Source organism: Bradyrhizobium sp. CCBAU 11434 (genome assembly GCF_028128895.1).
GTDB lineage: Bacteria > Pseudomonadota > Alphaproteobacteria > Rhizobiales > Xanthobacteraceae > Bradyrhizobium > Bradyrhizobium zhengyangense.
Map to the genome: position 1 here is coordinate 192897 of NZ_LBJX01000100.1, position 15589 is coordinate 208485.

General features: G+C 64.3%; 11 protein-coding genes. 9 read left to right on the top strand and 2 right to left on the bottom strand.

Annotation, left to right across the window (positions count from 1 at the left end; all coding sequences use genetic code 11):
• Positions 1–28 precede the first annotated feature (28 nt).
• Positions 29–868, bottom strand: a complete 840-nt coding sequence (locus XI06_RS33340) for a formate/nitrite transporter family protein (protein ID WP_128953064.1) — start codon at positions 866–868, stop codon at positions 29–31.
• A gap of 686 nt (positions 869–1554) precedes the next feature.
• Here XI06_RS33340 and XI06_RS33345 point away from each other — a divergent pair.
• The 7 genes from XI06_RS33345 (at position 1555) to XI06_RS33375 (ending at position 10845) form a co-directional block, all read left to right on the top strand.
• A complete protein-coding gene (locus tag XI06_RS33345; RefSeq protein WP_237863623.1) occupies positions 1555–2937 on the top strand; it encodes an MFS transporter in 1383 nt (460 codons plus the stop codon).
• 122 nt (positions 2938–3059) lie between these two features.
• A complete protein-coding gene (locus XI06_RS33350; RefSeq protein ID WP_237863624.1) occupies positions 3060–3488 on the top strand; it encodes a globin family protein in 429 nt (142 codons plus the stop codon).
• 10 nt (positions 3489–3498) lie between these two features.
• Positions 3499–4716 carry an NAD(P)/FAD-dependent oxidoreductase gene (locus XI06_RS33355; RefSeq protein WP_237889559.1) on the top strand — a complete coding sequence of 406 codons (1218 nt, stop codon included), beginning with the start codon at positions 3499–3501 and terminating at the stop codon, positions 4714–4716.
• A 15-nt stretch (positions 4717–4731) separates the two neighbouring features.
• On the top strand, positions 4732–7437 hold the full coding sequence (locus XI06_RS33360) for a nitrate reductase (protein ID WP_237889561.1): 2706 nt from the start codon (positions 4732–4734) through the stop codon (positions 7435–7437).
• A 299-nt stretch (positions 7438–7736) separates the two neighbouring features.
• Positions 7737–8576 carry an aldo/keto reductase gene (locus tag XI06_RS33365; RefSeq protein ID WP_237889563.1) on the top strand — a complete coding sequence of 280 codons (840 nt, stop codon included), beginning with the start codon at positions 7737–7739 and terminating at the stop codon, positions 8574–8576.
• 187 nt (positions 8577–8763) lie between these two features.
• Entirely contained in the window at positions 8764–9705 is a 942-nt protein-coding gene (locus XI06_RS33370; protein WP_237870712.1) for a DMT family transporter, read from the top strand.
• 60 nt (positions 9706–9765) lie between these two features.
• On the top strand, positions 9766–10845 hold the full coding sequence (locus XI06_RS33375; protein ID WP_237863628.1) for a zinc-binding dehydrogenase: 1080 nt from the start codon (positions 9766–9768) through the stop codon (positions 10843–10845).
• A 4-nt stretch (positions 10846–10849) separates the two neighbouring features.
• On the opposite strand, the gene XI06_RS33380 is transcribed toward XI06_RS33375, so the two are convergent.
• A complete protein-coding gene (locus XI06_RS33380) occupies positions 10850–11311 on the bottom strand; it encodes an Lrp/AsnC family transcriptional regulator (RefSeq protein WP_237863629.1) in 462 nt (153 codons plus the stop codon).
• Positions 11312–11442: 131 nt separating this feature from the next.
• On the opposite strand from XI06_RS33380, the gene XI06_RS33385 reads away from it, so the two are divergent.
• Both XI06_RS33385 and XI06_RS33390 read left to right on the top strand, forming a co-directional pair.
• Positions 11443–13806: a transketolase gene (locus XI06_RS33385; protein WP_271607297.1), complete on the top strand. Its 2364-nt coding sequence runs from the start codon at positions 11443–11445 to the stop codon at positions 13804–13806.
• Positions 13807–14089: 283 nt separating this feature from the next.
• Entirely contained in the window at positions 14090–15520 is a 1431-nt protein-coding gene (locus XI06_RS33390; RefSeq protein ID WP_237863631.1) for an aldehyde dehydrogenase family protein, read from the top strand.
• Positions 15521–15589 lie beyond the last annotated feature (69 nt).

The window sequence follows — 15589 nt, forward strand, 5'->3', positions numbered from 1 at the left end:
ATCACTCCCTCGTTTGAATAGCGATCGCTCAGGCCGCTGCGCGCGGCTGGCTCTTCGCCGCCACCTCACGCTTCGGCTTCGTCAGCACATGCGTGGTGTAGAGGGTCAGGCCGGTGAAGGCGAGGCCGCCGACGAGGTTGCCCAGCACGGTCGGAATCTCGTTCCAGATGAAATAGTCCAGGATCGAGAACTTGGCATGCAGCATCAGCCCCGACGGGAATAGGAACATGTTCACCACGGAGTGCTCGAACACCATGTAGAAGAACACCAGGATCGGCATCCACATCGCGATGACCTTGCCCGGGACAGTGGTGGAAATCATGGCGCCGACGACGCCGGTCGAGACCATCCAGTTGCAGAGCATGCCGCGGATGAACAGCGTTGCCATGCCCGCCGCGCCGTGCGCGGCATAGCCAAGCGTTCTGCCTTCGCCAATATTGCCGATCGCCGTGCCGACCTTATCGGGGTCCTGGGTGAAGCCGAAGGTCGTGACGAACGCCATCATGAAGGCCACGGTCAGCGCGCCGCCGAAATTGCCGATGAAGACGAGACCCCAGTTGCGCAGGACGCCGCCGAGCGTGACCCCGGGCCGCTTGTCGAGCAGCGCGAGCGGGGAGAGGACGAAGACGCCGGTCAGAAGGTCGAAGCCCAAGAGATAGAGCATGCAGAAGCCGACCGGAAACAGCAGCGCGCCGACGATCGGCTGGCCGGTGTTGACGTTGATGGTGACGGCGAACCACGCCGCGAGTGCCAGGATGGCGCCGGCCATATAGGCGCGGATGACCGTATCCCGGGTGGACATGAAGATCTTGGATTCCCCAGCGTCCACCATCTTGGTGACGAATTCCGAAGGCGCGAGATACGACATCATCAGTTCCTTTGTGCGTGTGACCCCTTGAGACGCGACCGTTGCCCGACCGCGCCACGGCCAACACGATGAACTGCACCTCGCGGGGCGGGAGCGACCTGGGCGATATCGGCATGCACCGGGATAGCGTCACGATGACCGCGCTTCGCGGTTCAGCGAACAGGTTTCGCTACCCTAGTGGCCGTCGGAAGCTCGCTACCCCGGGCGCACTGCAGTCATCGTTGACCTGCACGTCACGAAGCAATCGATGTGCCAAACGCGCGGCCGCCTGGTCCGGCTCTTCACGGGGTTCTGCGCCCCGTTTGCCGGGGACTGCTCGGCGCGAATTTGCTCTTTCCGGGCACCCAATGGGGCCTCTGGCGAAAAATCGGGCGACTGCACAACTCTTGTGCGACGCACAATCAACGGGCGAATCAGCATTCAAGAATTGAGCGCGAAGCCGAAGTTTGATGCAATTATAGGCCAGCCTAAAGATTCATCAAATAGTCTAGGCCGTTGTTTGTAATTGTATTTTCTTGGTGCGCGCCGTTGGCACAAGGCTTGAATTACGAGTTTTGACGCCATCGACGCCGTCACAAGCAATCAACCAATCTGTGACACCGCCCAATCGGGGGCTTTCCCCGAGCGTGCCTCTTTGCGTCCGCGATTTGTCGGTGTCGCGCCTTCCTAGCGAAAGGGATTTTCCAATGAGGGAAGACAGTCCGACCTGGATCTCAGAGTGGAGACCGGAGGATGAGGCATTCTGGAATGCGACGGGCAAGACTATCGCCCGGCGTAACTTGATCTGGTCGATCGTGGCCGAGCATATCGGCTTCTCCGTGTGGCTGATCTGGAGCATCGTCGCGACCAAGCTGCCGCAGGCAGGCTTCCACTACTCGACCGATGAGCTGTTCCAGCTCGTGGCCGTCCCCGGCCTGATCGGCGCCTTGATGCGCTTCCCCTATACGTTTGCGGTGACTACTTTCGGTGGCCGCAACTGGACCATCTTCAGCGCAGCGATCCTGTTCATTCCGACGCTGTCGCTCGCCTACTTCGTGAGCCAGCCCGAGACGCCGTTCTGGCTGATGCTGCTGATCGCTTCCACGGCGGGTCTGGGCGGCGGCAATTTCGCCTCCAGCATGACCAACATCTCGTTCTTCTTTCCGGATAGGATGAAGGGCTGGGCGCTCGGCCTTAATGCGGCCGGCGGCAACATCGGCGTCTCCAGCGTGCAGTTGCTGACGCCGATCCTGATGACGCTCGCCGTCATCAACCTGTTCCAGGCGACGCCGGTCGGCGGTGTCTATCTGCAGAACGCGGGCCTGATGTGGGTGCTGCCGATCGCGGTCGCGGTGTTCGGCGCGGTGTTCTTCATGAACAACCTGACCTCGGCCAAGTCGTCGGTGAAGAACCAGCTCGCGATCGTCAAGCGCAAGCACACCTGGATCATGGCCTTCATCTACATCGGAACGTTCGGCTCCTTCATCGGCTACTCCGCCGCGTTTCCGTTGCTGATCAAGACCCAGTTTCCGACGGTCACGATCTCGATTGCGTTCCTCGGTCCGTTGGTCGGCTCGCTGTCGCGTCCGTTCGGCGGCTGGCTCGCGGACAAGGTCGGCGGCTCGATCATCACCTTCTGGAATTTCATCGCGATGGCGGCGGCCACGATCGGCGTGCTGTATTTCGTCGGGCAGAAGGACTTCACCGGCTTCCTGTCGATGTTCCTGATCCTGTTCCTGACGACGGGCATCGGCAACGGCTCGACTTACCGCATGATCCCGTCGATCTTCCGCGAAGAAAACCTGTTCAAGGTGCGCGGCAAGGGCGACGCGGCGCGCGCGATGGCACTGAAGACGGCGAGCATCGAGAGCGGTGCGGCGGTCGGATTCATCGGCGCGGTTGGCGCCGTCGGCGGCTATCTGATCCCGAGCAGCTTCGGCAAGTCGATCGCCGCGACCGGGGGTCCGCAGCTCGCGCTCGCGATCTTCCTCGCGTTCTATGCCATCTGCCTCGGACTGACCTGGTGGTTCTACCTGCGTCGCAGCTCGCAGGCTGAAGGCGCGCCAAGCCTTGCCGAAGCGCGTGTGTGAGATTTGACATGAAACACGCTTCTCCCCGTACGCGGGGAGAAGCCGCTCTGATGACGTTTGACCCATGAACTTTTTCCGCAACGGCGCGGACAAAGGCAGACCGAAACAGACAGGAGACCATCATGACGCCACAGCAGATCGCCCTCGTGCAGCAGAGCTTTTCCAAGGTCGCACCGATTTCAGAAACAGCCTCGCAGCTGTTCTACGACCGCTTGTTCGAGGTCGCTCCCCCCGTGCGCGCGATGTTTCCCGAGGACATGACCGAGCAGCGCAAGAAGCTGATGGGCATGCTCGCCGCTGTCGTCGGAGGCCTGTCCAATCTCGAGACGATTCTTCCCGCGGCCTCCGCGCTCGCCAGGCGTCACGTCGCTTACGGCGCCAAGGCCGAGCACTATCCCGTGGTCGGTGCGACGTTGCTGTGGACGCTGGAGAAGGGCCTCGGCGAGGCCTGGACGCCCGAGCTCGCAACCGCCTGGACCGACGCTTACGGCGTGCTGTCCGGCTACATGATTTCAGAGGCCTATGGCCCACAGGCGCAGGCCGCCGAATAGGAGATGCCTTGTGAGTGAACCGCTCGTCATCGTCGGTAACGGTATGGCAGCCGCGCGTCTGGTCGACGAGCTCGCCATGACCGCGCTCGGCCGCTATGCGGTCGCTGTGATCGGCGAAGAGCCGCGGCTCGCTTACAACAGAGTGCTGCTCTCATCCGTGCTGGCCGGCGAGACCGGCTCGCACGAGATCGAGCTCCGACCGGCGGACTGGTGGCGCCATCGCGGCGTCACCGTGCGCTATGGCTATCGCGTCACCGAAATCGATACCGGCCGTCGCGAGCTCAAGATCGCGGGTGAAGAGAGCATGGAATATTCCAAGCTCGTGCTCGCGACGGGATCGACGCCCCTGCGGCTCAACGTAGCAGGCGCCGATCTTGCCGGCGTGCACACCTTTCGCGACACCCGCGACGTCGATCTGCTGCTGACGCTGGCGGCAGCGAAGAAGCGCGTCGTCGTGGTCGGCGGCGGCCTGCTCGGCCTCGAGGCGGCCTATGGCCTTGCCAAGGCCGGTGCGCCCGTGACCCTGCTGCATCTGATGGACCGGCTGATGGAACGCCAGCTCGATGGGCCAGCCGCCGATCTGCTCAAGACGCTGGTCGAGCGCAAGGGCATCCGGGTCATGCTCAACGCCTCCACCGCGCGCATTCACGGCGAGCACCATGTCGAAGCCGTGGAGCTGGCCGACGGCAGCCGCATCGAGGCGGACGCCGTGATCTTCGCCGCCGGCATCAGGCCCAACGTTGCGCTCGCCAAGGACGCCGGCATCGCGGTCAACCGCGGCATCGTCGTCAACGATGTGATGCAGACGGCGTCTCCCGACATCTACGCGCTCGGCGAATGCGCCGAGCATCGCGGCACCTGCTACGGTCTGGTTGAGCCGGCCTATGAGCAGGCGCGCGTGCTGGCCCGGCATCTCGGCGGACGCCCCGCCGCCTACCAGGGCAGCGTGGTCTCGACCAATCTGAAAGTGTCCGGCGTCAGCGTGTTCTCGGCAGGCGACTTCATGGGCGGTGAAGGCAGCGAGAGTCTCGTGCTGACCGACCGCCGCCGCGGCACCTACAAGAAGCTCGTTATCTCGGACGGATGCCTCACCGGCGCCGTGCTGATCGGCGAGACCGCCGACGCGCTTTGGTATCTCGAGCTGATCCGCACCCGCGAGAAGATCGCAGGGATTCGCGCTGACATGATGTTCGGCCGTGCGCTTGCGCGTCCTTCCAAAGCTGCTTGATGGAGGCGGCTTGATATGACGGCGATCGATCCCTCGCTTCGTACCACCAAGACGACCTGTCCCTATTGCGGCGTCGGCTGCGGCGTGCTTGCAACGCCGGATGGCGCGGGTGGCGCTGCGATCGCGGGCGATCCTGACCATCCCGCCAATTTCGGCCGGCTGTGCTCGAAGGGCTCCGCGCTCGGCGAGACCATCGGGCTGGAGGGCCGGCTTCTCTATCCGATGATCCGCTGCAAAGGCGTGCTCGAACGCGTGGCCTGGAGCGATGCGCTCGACCATGTCGCGCATCGCATGAAGCATATCGTCGCGCGCGACGGCGCCGACGCGGTCGCGTTCTATCTGTCGGGCCAGCTCCTCACCGAGGATTATTACGTCGCCAACAAGCTGATGAAAGGCTTTGTCGGCACCGCCAATGTCGATACCAATTCGCGGCTGTGCATGTCGTCCTCGGTCGCCGGCCATCGCCGCGCCTTCGGCGCCGACACCGTGCCGGGCTGCTATGAGGATCTCGACCAGGCCGATCTCCTCGTGTTTGTCGGCTCGAACGCCGCCTGGTGTCATCCGGTGCTGTTCCAGCGCATGCTGAAGAACCGCGCCGAGCGCGGCGCGCGGATGATCGTGATCGATCCGCGCCGCACCGACACCGCAAGCGACGTCGACCTGTTCCTCGGCCTCAAGCCCGGTACCGACACCGCGTTGTTCTCCGGCCTGTTCGTCCATCTCGCCGACAATGGCGCGCTCGATCGGAATTATATCGCGAACAACACCTCGGGCTTCGACGACGTGCTGGCGCGTGCGCGCAACATCGCCGGCAGCATCACCGCGACCGCGCTGGCGACGGGGCTTTCCGAGCAGGACGTCGCCACCTTCTTCAGGATGTTCCGCGACACGACCCGCGTCGTGACGCTGTACTCGCAGGGCGTCAACCAGTCGGCGCAGGGCACCGACAAGGTCAACGCGATCCTGAACTGCCATCTCGCCACGGGCCGCATCGGCAAGCCGGGCGCGTCGCCGTTCTCGCTCACCGGCCAGCCCAATGCGATGGGCGGCCGCGAGGTCGGCGGCCTCGCCAATATGCTCGCCGCGCACATGGGCTTCACGCCGCCCGACATCGACCGCGTCAGGCGGTTCTGGAAGGCGCCGCGTATCGCCACCCATGAAGGGCTGAAGGCAGTGCAGCTGTTCGAGGCGATCAACCGCGGCGAGGTCAAGGCGCTGTGGGTGATGGGCACCAATCCCGCGGTGTCGCTGCCCGACGCGGACATCGTGCGCGAGGCGCTGAAGAAGCTCGAGCTGTTCGTCGTGTCCGAGAACGTGCTCAGCAACGATACGGTCGAAGCCGGCCCGCATGTGCTGTTGCCGGCGCTGGCGTGGGGCGAGAAGTCGGGCACGGTGACCAATTCCGAGCGCCGCATCTCGCGCCAGCGCTCGTTCCTGCCGGCGCCCGGGGAGGCGCGGCCCGATTGGTGGATTCTCAGCGAGACCGCCAAGCGTCTCGGCTTCGGCGACAGCTTCGATTACAAATCCGCCGCCGAGATTTTCCGCGAGCATGCCGCGCTCTCGGCCTTCGAGAACAATGGCAGCCGCGATTTCGATATCGGCGCGATGACGTCGATGTCCGACGAGGATTTCGACGCCTTGAAGCCGGTGCAGTGGCCGGCGCGAGAAGGCGGAGAACCGGGAGAGCGCTTCTTCGCGCAAGGTGGCTTCTTCACCAATGACGGCAAGGGCCGCTTCGTTGCGCCCGAGGTGCCGGCGCTGCGCGGCGAGACCGGCCCGTCGCGTCCCCTGAGGCTCAACACCGGGCGCATCCGCGACCAGTGGCACACCATGACGCGCACGGGACTCAGCCAGCGGCTGGGCGCGCATCTACCCGAGCCCTTCGTCGAGATCCATCCTGACGACGCCGGCAAATACGGTATCGCTCATGACGGCTATGCCCGCATCACCACCGATTACGGCCAGTGCATCCTGAAGGTCGTCGTCAGCGAATGCCAACAGCGCGGTACGTTGTTCGTACCGATCCATTGGAGCGCGATGAACGCCTCACAGGGGCGTGTCGGTGCGCTGGTGCAATCCTTCACCGATCCGTTCTCGGGCCAGCCGGAATCGAAGGCGACGCCAGCTGCGATCGCGCCGTATGAATTCGTCTTCCGCGGTTTTGCGCTGTCGCGAAAGCAGCTCGATCTGCCGCCAAACCTGCTGTGGACGCGCGTCACGGTCAGCGGCGGCTTCGGCTATCTCTTTGCCGACAACGCGGACCTGTCGCGCTGGCCGGCCTGGCTCGAGAGTGCCGCCGGCGAGGACGTGGCCGAGTATCGCGATTTCGGCGGCGGCGTTTTCCGCGCGGCTTCGTTCTCGGGCGATCGTATCGAGACCTGCCTGTTCGTCGGCCCCGCGCATGATGCCGGCGACTGGGACGTGGTGAAAAACGTGTTCGCGGCCGATCGTGTCACCGACGACCAGCGCCGCATGCTGCTGTCCGGCAAGTCCAGCGAAGGCGCCGCCTCGACCGGCCCTGTTGTCTGCGCCTGCTTCGGCGTCGGCCGCGGCACCATCTGCGACACGATCGCGAGCGGAGCGCGGACAGCCGCCGAGATTGGCGCAAAACTCAAGGCCGGCACCAATTGCGGCTCCTGCATCCCCGAACTGAAGCGCCTGATTGCGACGACGGAATTGGCGCCGGCGAAGCAGGCGAAGGTCGCGGGTGCGGCGAGCTAAAGTACCGGACGGTGGTCTTCTAGACGGTCTCGTGCCCCGGCTCTGCGCAGCAACGCTGACGCGTTGCAGCGCGTCCGGGACACGAGAGCAGCGCGCAGGTGCCGTCTCCCCAGCCCAAACTTGCCACCCCCAATCGACGCGCCCGCGATTGTGCCTTATGGTTCGGCGTGCTGCCCTCAGCATCCACATAAACCATGATGTACCTGGAAACGCCGCCGCGTCTGATCGAAACATCAGAGGATTGAACTCTTGAGCGTGACGGCAGTTTGTCTCAGCCAAAGACCGGCGTCGGAGCGAATATGAACACAAAACCCTTCGGCAAGTCAGGCGCCAGCGTCTCCGTGATCGGGCAGGGCACCTGGTATCTCGACCATGGCGACCGCAAGCGCGCGATCGCGGCGCTTCAGCGCGGGCTCGATCTCGGCATGACCCATATCGACACCGCCGAGATGTATGGCGATGCCGAGCTCGTCATTGCCGACGCGATCGCGGGTCGTCGCGATGAGGTGTTCCTGGTCTCCAAGGTGCTGCCGAGCAACGCCTCGCGTCGCGGCACCATCACGGCCTGTGAGCGCTCGCTGAAGCGGCTGAAGACGGACAGCCTCGATTGCTATCTCCTGCACTGGCGCGGCTCGTATGATCTTGAAGACACCGTCGCCGCATTCGAGGAGTTGGTGACATCAGGCAAGATCAAATCCTGGGGCGTCTCCAATTTCGACGCTGACGATCTCGACGAGATTCTCGACGTTGCCGGCGAAGGCAAGATCGCCTGCAATCAGGTGCTCTATCATCTGAAGGAACGCGCGATCGAGCACGCGGTGATTCCGTGGTGCGAGCGGCACGGCGTTGCCGTCGTCGCTTATTCGCCGTTCGGACACGATGACTTTCCGGATGCGCGCAGCGTAGGCGGCGCGATGTTGGCGCGCATTGCGGAGGCGCGTCGTGCGACACCGCGTCAGGTCGCGCTGAGCTTCCTCACCCGTGCGACTACGGTGTTCGCGATCCCGAAGGCGTCGTCCGCGGAACATGCCGGCGAAAATGCGGCGGCGGGCGATCTCGTGCTGACGAAAGAGGAGATTTCGGCACTGGATGCGGCGTTTCCGCGCGGCCCGAAGCCGCGCGGCCTACCCATGCTGTAGCGCACAAACGCGCAATATTAACGGGACGTTGACACGCGTGGACGTCAGCGCATATCGGCATCCTGTTTTCGGAAGTTGTGAACGCGGCGCATTTGGCGTTTTTTATGGGCGGTCTCGATTCGCATTTTTCCCAGGTCTACCAGTGACACCGCCGCCCGCCGCAGCCGCAAGGCTCGACAGTATTCCCATGCCCTTGCCGGAGAAGAAGCAGGAGGCTCGCCGTGCGCCTGCGCGCGTCGACCATCCCTTCAAAGGTATCGCGCTGGTGCTGCTGTCGACGATCTTCCTCGGCTGCTCTGACGTCACCTCGAAATATTTGTCATCGAGCCTGCCGTCGATCGAGATCACCTGGATTCGCTTCGTCACCTTCGCGCTTATGTTCCTGCCGGTGATGCTGCCGGGCTCGCCGCTGCATGCGATGCGGACCGAGCGGCTGGGCCTGCAGATCATGCGCGGCACGGCGCTGCTCGGCTCTTCGCTCTTCTTCATCACCGGCTTGCGCTTCCTTCCCATCGCGGAAGCCTCGGCCACCGGCTTCGTCTCGCCGCTGTTCGTCACCGCGCTCTCGATCATCTTCCTCAGCGAGAAGGTCGGCATGCGCCGCTGGATCGCGACCGGGGTCGGCCTGATTGGCGTGATGATCATCATTCGTCCGGGCTCGGCCGCGTTCCACGCCGCGGCGTTCTTCCCGATCATCTCGGCATTCTGCTGGGCCGCGGCGCTGATCATGACGCGCATGATGAGCGGGCGCGAGGCCGTTCTCACCACGATGGCCTATTCCGCGCTCACGGGCGTTGCGATCCTCACCGTGATGGTGCCGTTCGTCTGGGTCACACCGACCTGGACAGGCATCGGGCTCGGGATCGTGATCGGCCTGGCCTCCACCGTCGGGCAGTGGATCATCGTGCTCGCCTATCGCTACGGCGACGCCTCGGTGCTGGCGCCGTTCTCCTACACGCAATTGCTGTGGGTCAGCATTCTGGGCTTCTTCGTCTTCGGCGAGCTGCCTGATGTCTGGACCGTCACGGGAGCGGCCTTCATCGTCGCCAGCGGGCTCTACATCGCTCACCGCGAGCGTGTCCGCCGCGCCCAGGTTTTGGTGCAGGCAGCACGGTCTCCGAACCCCTGACGCAAGTTCGCGTGCGCTGATACGTGCTATCAACGGCTCCGATGAAGCAGGAGGAGCCGGATGCGCGCAGCGATTTTCAGGAACGGTGAGATTGTCGTCGGTCAGATGGCGGAGCCGAAACCCGGCCCCGGCCAGGTGCTGGTCAAGACACTCGCCTGCGGCATCTGCGGTTCCGACCTGCACGCGCGCCAGCACGCGCCGCGAATGGTCGAGATGGCAAAGAAGACCGGGCGCACGCCGATGGACCTGTCGCGCGATGTCGTGTTCGGCCACGAGTTCTGCTGCGAGATCGTCGACTACGGCCCCGGCACAACGCGCAAGCTCAAGCCGGGCACGCATGTGTGCTCGCTACCTGCGCTGCTGACGCCTGAGGGCATCAAGGGCATCGGCTATTCCAACGAGCTTGTCGGCGGCTATGCGGAGCACATGCTGCTCAGCGAGCCGCTGCTGCTGGAAGTGCCGAACGGACTTGCGCCGGAACACGCCGCATTGACCGAGCCGCTCGCGGTCGGCGTTCACGCGGTCGAAAAAGCCAGCATAAGCGGCGGCGAGGTGCCGCTGGTGATCGGTTGCGGCCCGGTCGGGCTTGCCGTGATCGCAGCGCTGAGGATCAAGGGCCTGCACCCGATCGTCGCCGCCGACTATTCGCCGGCGCGACGGGCGCTTGCCGCAAAGCTCGGTGCCGACATCGTCGTCGACCCCAAGGTGTCGCAGCCTTATGCGACCTGGGCCGAGCACGCGCAGATGTCGGAGGCCGAGAAGGCGGCGCGACCGCCGTTCCAGGCCATGCTGCCGGCGCTGAAGCCCGCGATCATCTTCGAATGTGTCGGCGTGCCCGGCCTGCTGCAGCAGGTGTTCGAGGGCGCCCCGCGCGATGCCAAGATCGTCGTGGTCGGCGTCTGCATGGAGAGCGACAGAAACGAGCCTATGCTCGGCATCATGAAGGAGCTCAACGTCCAGTACGTGCTCGGCTACACGCCGGAGGAGTTTGCGGCATCGCTGCGCCTGATCGCGGAAGGGCAGGTGGACGCCGCGGCAATGGTGACCGCTGAAGTCGGCATCGACGGCGTTGCAAAAGCGTTCGCTGATCTCGCCAATCCCGAGGCGCACACCAAGATCATCGTGCAGCCGTGGCGGTGAGGGCCTACACCGGCAGCGCGATCGAATATTTGACCTGGCTGAGCGCAAAGCTCGACTCGATCGAGGCGATGCCGTCGAGCCGGGTCAGTTTGGTCTTGAGGAACGTCTCGTAGGAGGCGAGGTCGGCGGCGACGACGCGCAACAGATAGTCGCGGTTGCCGGTCATGAGATAGCACTCCAGCACCTCGTCCCATTTCGAGATGGCGCGGGCAAAGCGATTGAGGTCCTCCTCCTTCTGCCGCGCCAGCTTGATCGAGATGAACACGCTGACATGCAGCCCCAGCGCCTTCTGGTCCACGGTCGCGATATAGCGCGAGATCACGCCGCGCTCCTCCAGCAGCTTGACCCGGCGATGGCAGGGCGAGACCGAGAGACCGACCTTGTCGGCGAGCTCCTGCATGGTCAGGCGGCTGTCATTCTGGAGATAGAAGAGGATCTTGCGGTCGATGACGTCGAGCTCGGGCATTGGAATAAAACCTGGATTTTTGGGTCGGTTATTGGTATGATATCCCAATATCTGCGGATATGCCGCGAAAAATTGAGAAATCTGGCGTCGCCGGCAGGCGTATGATCCGCCTTATTTTTCGGAGCATCGCCATGCCCGTCGATTCCGCGCGTCTTGAAACCCTGACTGCACTGGCCCGCAAGGCGCTGTGGCTGTCGTCTTGGACCATCCACCACGCCAATCACATCCGCTCGAACGCGGACGGCCTCAAGGTCGGCGGTCATCAGGCTTCTTCCGCCTCGCTCGCAACCATCATGTCGGCGCTGTACTTTCACGTGCTGCGCCCGGAGGACCGCGTCGCGGTGAAGCCGCATGCGAGCCCGGTGTTCCACGCCATCCAATATCTGTTCGGCCGGCAGAGCCGCGAGAAGCTGGAGAATTTCCGCGGCTTCAAGGGCGCACAGTCCTATCCGTCGCGGACCAAGGACGTCGACGACGTCGACTTCTCCACCGGCTCGGTCGGCCTCGGCGTTGCGCAGACGCTGTTCGCCTCGCTGGTGCAGGATTACGTCAAGGCGCATGGCTGGATGAAGGATCGCCGCGAAGGGCGGATGATCGCGCTGGTCGGCGATGCCGAGATGGACGAGGGCAACATCTTCGAAGCGCTTGCCGAGGGCTGGAAGCACGGCCTGCGCAACACCTGGTGGGTGGTCGACTACAACAGGCAGTCGCTCGATGCCGTCGTGCGCGAAGGTCTGTGGGAAAAGTTCGAGACCATGTTCCGCAATTTCGGCTGGGACGTCGTCATCGTCAAATACGGCCGCCTGATGCGCGAGGCGTTTGCGGAAGCGGGCGGCGAGGCGCTGAAGAAGTGGATCGACAATTGCCCGAACGCGCTCTACGCCGCGCTGTGCTTCCAGGGCGGTGCGGCCTTCCGCAAGCATCTGCACGATGAGATCGGCGACCAGGGCCCGATCACTGAACTGATCGACAAACGCAGCGACGAGGAGCTGCTGGCGCTGATGTCGAATCTCGGCGGCCACGACATGGCAAGCATGCTGGAGGCGTTCGAGTCCATCGACCATGATCGCCCGGTCTGCTTCATCGCCTACACCATCAAGGGCGTCGGCCTGCCGTTCCAGGGCCACAAGGACAACCATGCCGGTCTGATGACGGTCGCGCAGATGGAGAAATATCGCGAGAGCCTGAACATCCGCCCCGGCCATGAATGGGACAAGTACGAGGGCCTCACGCAGAGCGCCGCCGAGCTCGACGCCTTCCTCGCACGCGTGCCGTTCAACCAGGACGGCCGCCGGCTGACCGCGCCCGTCGTCGAGGTGCCCACCCAGCTCGCCTTCAGGCCGTCGCCGCAAATGTCGACCCAGCAGGGTTTTGGTCTCGTGCTGAATGAGATCGCGCGCGGCGACAGCGAGCTGGCAAAACGCATCGTCACGACCTCGCCCGACGTCACCGTCTCGACCAATCTTGGCCCGTGGGTGAACCGGCGCGGCCTGTTCGCCAATGCCGCGAAGGCCGACTTATTCCGCAGCGAGAAAATTCCGTCCACCTACAATTGGGATGCCTCGCCCAAGGGCCAGCACCTCGAGCTCGGCATCGCCGAGATGAACCTGTTCATCATGCTTTCCGCGCTCGGCCTGTCGCACCAGATCAACGGCGCGCGGCTGTTGCCGGTCGGCACGCTCTACGATCCCTTCATCGAGCGCGGCCTCGATGCGCTGAACTATGCCTGCTACCAGGACGCGCGCTTCATGGTGGCGGCGACGCCGTCAGGCATCACGCTGGCACCGGAGGGCGGCGCGCACCAGTCGATCGCAACGCCCCTGATCGGCATGGCGCAGGATGGGCTCGCCTCGTTCGAGCCAGCCTTCGTCGACGAGCTCGCGGTCATCATGGGCTGGGGCTTCCAGCACATGCAGCGCGATCCGGGCGAGGGTGGCGCGGTGTATCTGCGCCTGTCGACACGCAGCATCGAGCAGGCGCAGCGCATCATGACGGGCGAACTGCAGCAAGGCATCACCGATGGCGCCTATTGGCTGCGCAAGCCGGGCCCCAATGCCGAACTCGTGATCGCCTATACCGGCGCAGTCGCGCCGGAGGCGATCGAGGCCACCGGCTTCATCGGTGAAGACAGGCGCGACATCGGCCTGCTCGCGATCACCTCGGCCGATCGCCTGCATGCCGGTTGGACCGCCGCGCGGAAATTGCGGCGCGACCGGCGCGGCGTGCAGCATCTCAGCCATATCGAACAATTACTGGCGCCGCTGCCACGCGACTGCGGCATCGTGACCGTGATCGACGGCCACCCATCCGCGCTCGGCTGGCTCGGCAGCGTCCGCGGCCATCGCGTCGAGGCGCTCGGCGTCGAGCAGTTCGGCCAGACCGGCACCATTGCCGATCTGTATCGCCACTATGGCATCGATGCCAACGCCATCATCGATGCGGCCGAAAGCCTCACCACCGGCGCACCGGTGCTGCATCGGAAGATGGCGGTGTAGGCCTTTGCCGTCGTCCTGGCGAAAGCCAGGACCCATACAGCCGCGGCAGCCGTTGTAGGCGACAGGCGGTAGACGCCTGAGCAAACCAACACGGTTCGGTGGTAATGGGTCCTGGCTTTCGCCAGGACGACATTGACTGCCACCTTGCCTCGTTCCCGCCATCGGCTCATATAACCTCCGTCCGCCGCAACGCTGGCCCCGCATATGGCGGGTTCAATTGCCGGCGCTTTCGTGCAAGGATGCCTGCCGAAACGCCCCCTAAGCCCCCAAGAAGAGGTTAACGATGGTCAATCGCATGCAATTCTACATCGACGGCGCCTGGGTCGATCCCGCCGTCAAGAAGTCCACTCCGGTCGTCAATCCCGCGACGGAAGAGGCGATGTACGAGGTTGCGCTGGGCTCCAAGGCTGACGTCGACAAGGCCGTTGCCGCCGCCAAGCGCGCCTTTGCAACGTTCTCCCAGACCAGCCGTGAGGAGCGCGTCGCGCTGCTTACCAAGGTGATCGAGGTCTACAAGACCCGCATCAAGGAGATCGGCGCCGCCGTCTCCGATGAGATGGGCGCCCCGCTGCCGATGGCGGAGAAGCTGCAGGCCGGCGCCGGTCTCGGCCATCTCATGACCACGCTCGACGTGCTCAAGAACTATCATTTCGAGGAGCCCGTCGGCACCGCCATGGTGCTGCGCGAGCCGATCGGTGTGGTCGGCATGATTACGCCCTGGAACTGGCCGCTCAACCAGATCGCCTGCAAGGTCGCGCCTGCGCTTGCCGCCGGCTGCACCATGATCCTGAAGCCGTCGGAGTTCACGCCGACCTCGGCTTTGATCTTTGCGGAAATCCTCCATGAAGCCGGCGTGCCGAAGGGCGTGTTCAATCTCGTCAACGGCCTCGGCCCCGAGGTCGGCGCCGCCATGAGCGAGCACCCCGACATCGACATGATCTCCTTCACCGGCTCGACCCGCGCCGGCATCGACGTGGCCAAGCGCGCTGCTCCCACCGTGAAGCGCGTCAGCCAGGAGCTCGGCGGCAAGTCGCCGAACGTCATCCTCGAAGGCGCCGACCTCACCAAGGCGGTGACCGGCGGCGTGATGCACATGTTCAACAACTCCGGCCAATCCTGCAACGCGCCCTCGCGCATGATCGTGCCGGCCTCGAAGATGAAGGAAGTCGCCGCGATCGCGAAGGCCGTCGCCGACAAGACCAAGGCGGGCGATCCGCGCGCCGATGGCACCACGATCGGCCCCGTGGTCAACCGCGGCCAGTGGGACAAGATCCAGGGCCTGATCAAGAAGGGCATCGACGAGGGCGCAACGCTCGTCGCCGGCGGCCCGGGCCTGCCCGAAGGCGTCAACAAGGGCTTCTATGTCCGCCCGACCATCTTCGCGGACGTCACGCCCGACATGACGATTGCGCGCGAAGAGATCTTCGGGCCGGTGCTGACTATCATCGGCGCCAAGGACGAGTCTGAGGCGGTGCAGATCGCCAACGATACGCCCTATGGCCTCGCCGGCTATGTCTCCGGCGCTTCGGTCGAGGACGCCAAGCGCGTCGGCCGCCAGATCCGCGCCGGCAACGTCAATCTGCAGGGCGTGCCCAACGACCGCACCGCGCCGTTCGGCGGCTACAAGCAGTCCGGCAACGGCCGCGAATGGGGCAAGTATGGCCTCGAGGATTTCCTCGAAGTGAAGGCGGTTGCTGGCTTCAACGCCGCGTAAGCGGCAGCGCCTGAACGAACAAAGCGCCGGAGCGGGCAACCGCTCCGGCGTTTTTTTTTGTGAAGCGCC

Excerpts from the sequence above, each read along its gene's own strand:
- XI06_RS33345 (WP_237863623.1), top strand. The coding sequence starts at position 1,555 with ATGAGGGAAGACAGTCCGACCTGGATCTCAGAGTGGAGACCGGAGGAT.
- XI06_RS33375 (WP_237863628.1), top strand. The coding sequence starts at position 9,766 with ATGCGCGCAGCGATTTTCAGGAACGGTGAGATTGTCGTCGGTCAGATG.
- XI06_RS33360 (WP_237889561.1), top strand. The coding sequence starts at position 4,732 with ATGACGGCGATCGATCCCTCGCTTCGTACCACCAAGACGACCTGTCCC.
- XI06_RS33350 (WP_237863624.1), top strand. The coding sequence starts at position 3,060 with ATGACGCCACAGCAGATCGCCCTCGTGCAGCAGAGCTTTTCCAAGGTC.
- XI06_RS33370 (WP_237870712.1), top strand. The coding sequence starts at position 8,764 with ATGCCCTTGCCGGAGAAGAAGCAGGAGGCTCGCCGTGCGCCTGCGCGC.
- XI06_RS33390 (WP_237863631.1), top strand. The coding sequence starts at position 14,090 with ATGGTCAATCGCATGCAATTCTACATCGACGGCGCCTGGGTCGATCCC.
- XI06_RS33380 (WP_237863629.1), bottom strand. The coding sequence starts at position 11,311 with ATGCCCGAGCTCGACGTCATCGACCGCAAGATCCTCTTCTATCTCCAG.
- XI06_RS33365 (WP_237889563.1), top strand. The coding sequence starts at position 7,737 with ATGAACACAAAACCCTTCGGCAAGTCAGGCGCCAGCGTCTCCGTGATC.
- XI06_RS33385 (WP_271607297.1), top strand. The coding sequence starts at position 11,443 with ATGCCCGTCGATTCCGCGCGTCTTGAAACCCTGACTGCACTGGCCCGC.
- XI06_RS33340 (WP_128953064.1), bottom strand. The coding sequence starts at position 868 with ATGTCGTATCTCGCGCCTTCGGAATTCGTCACCAAGATGGTGGACGCT.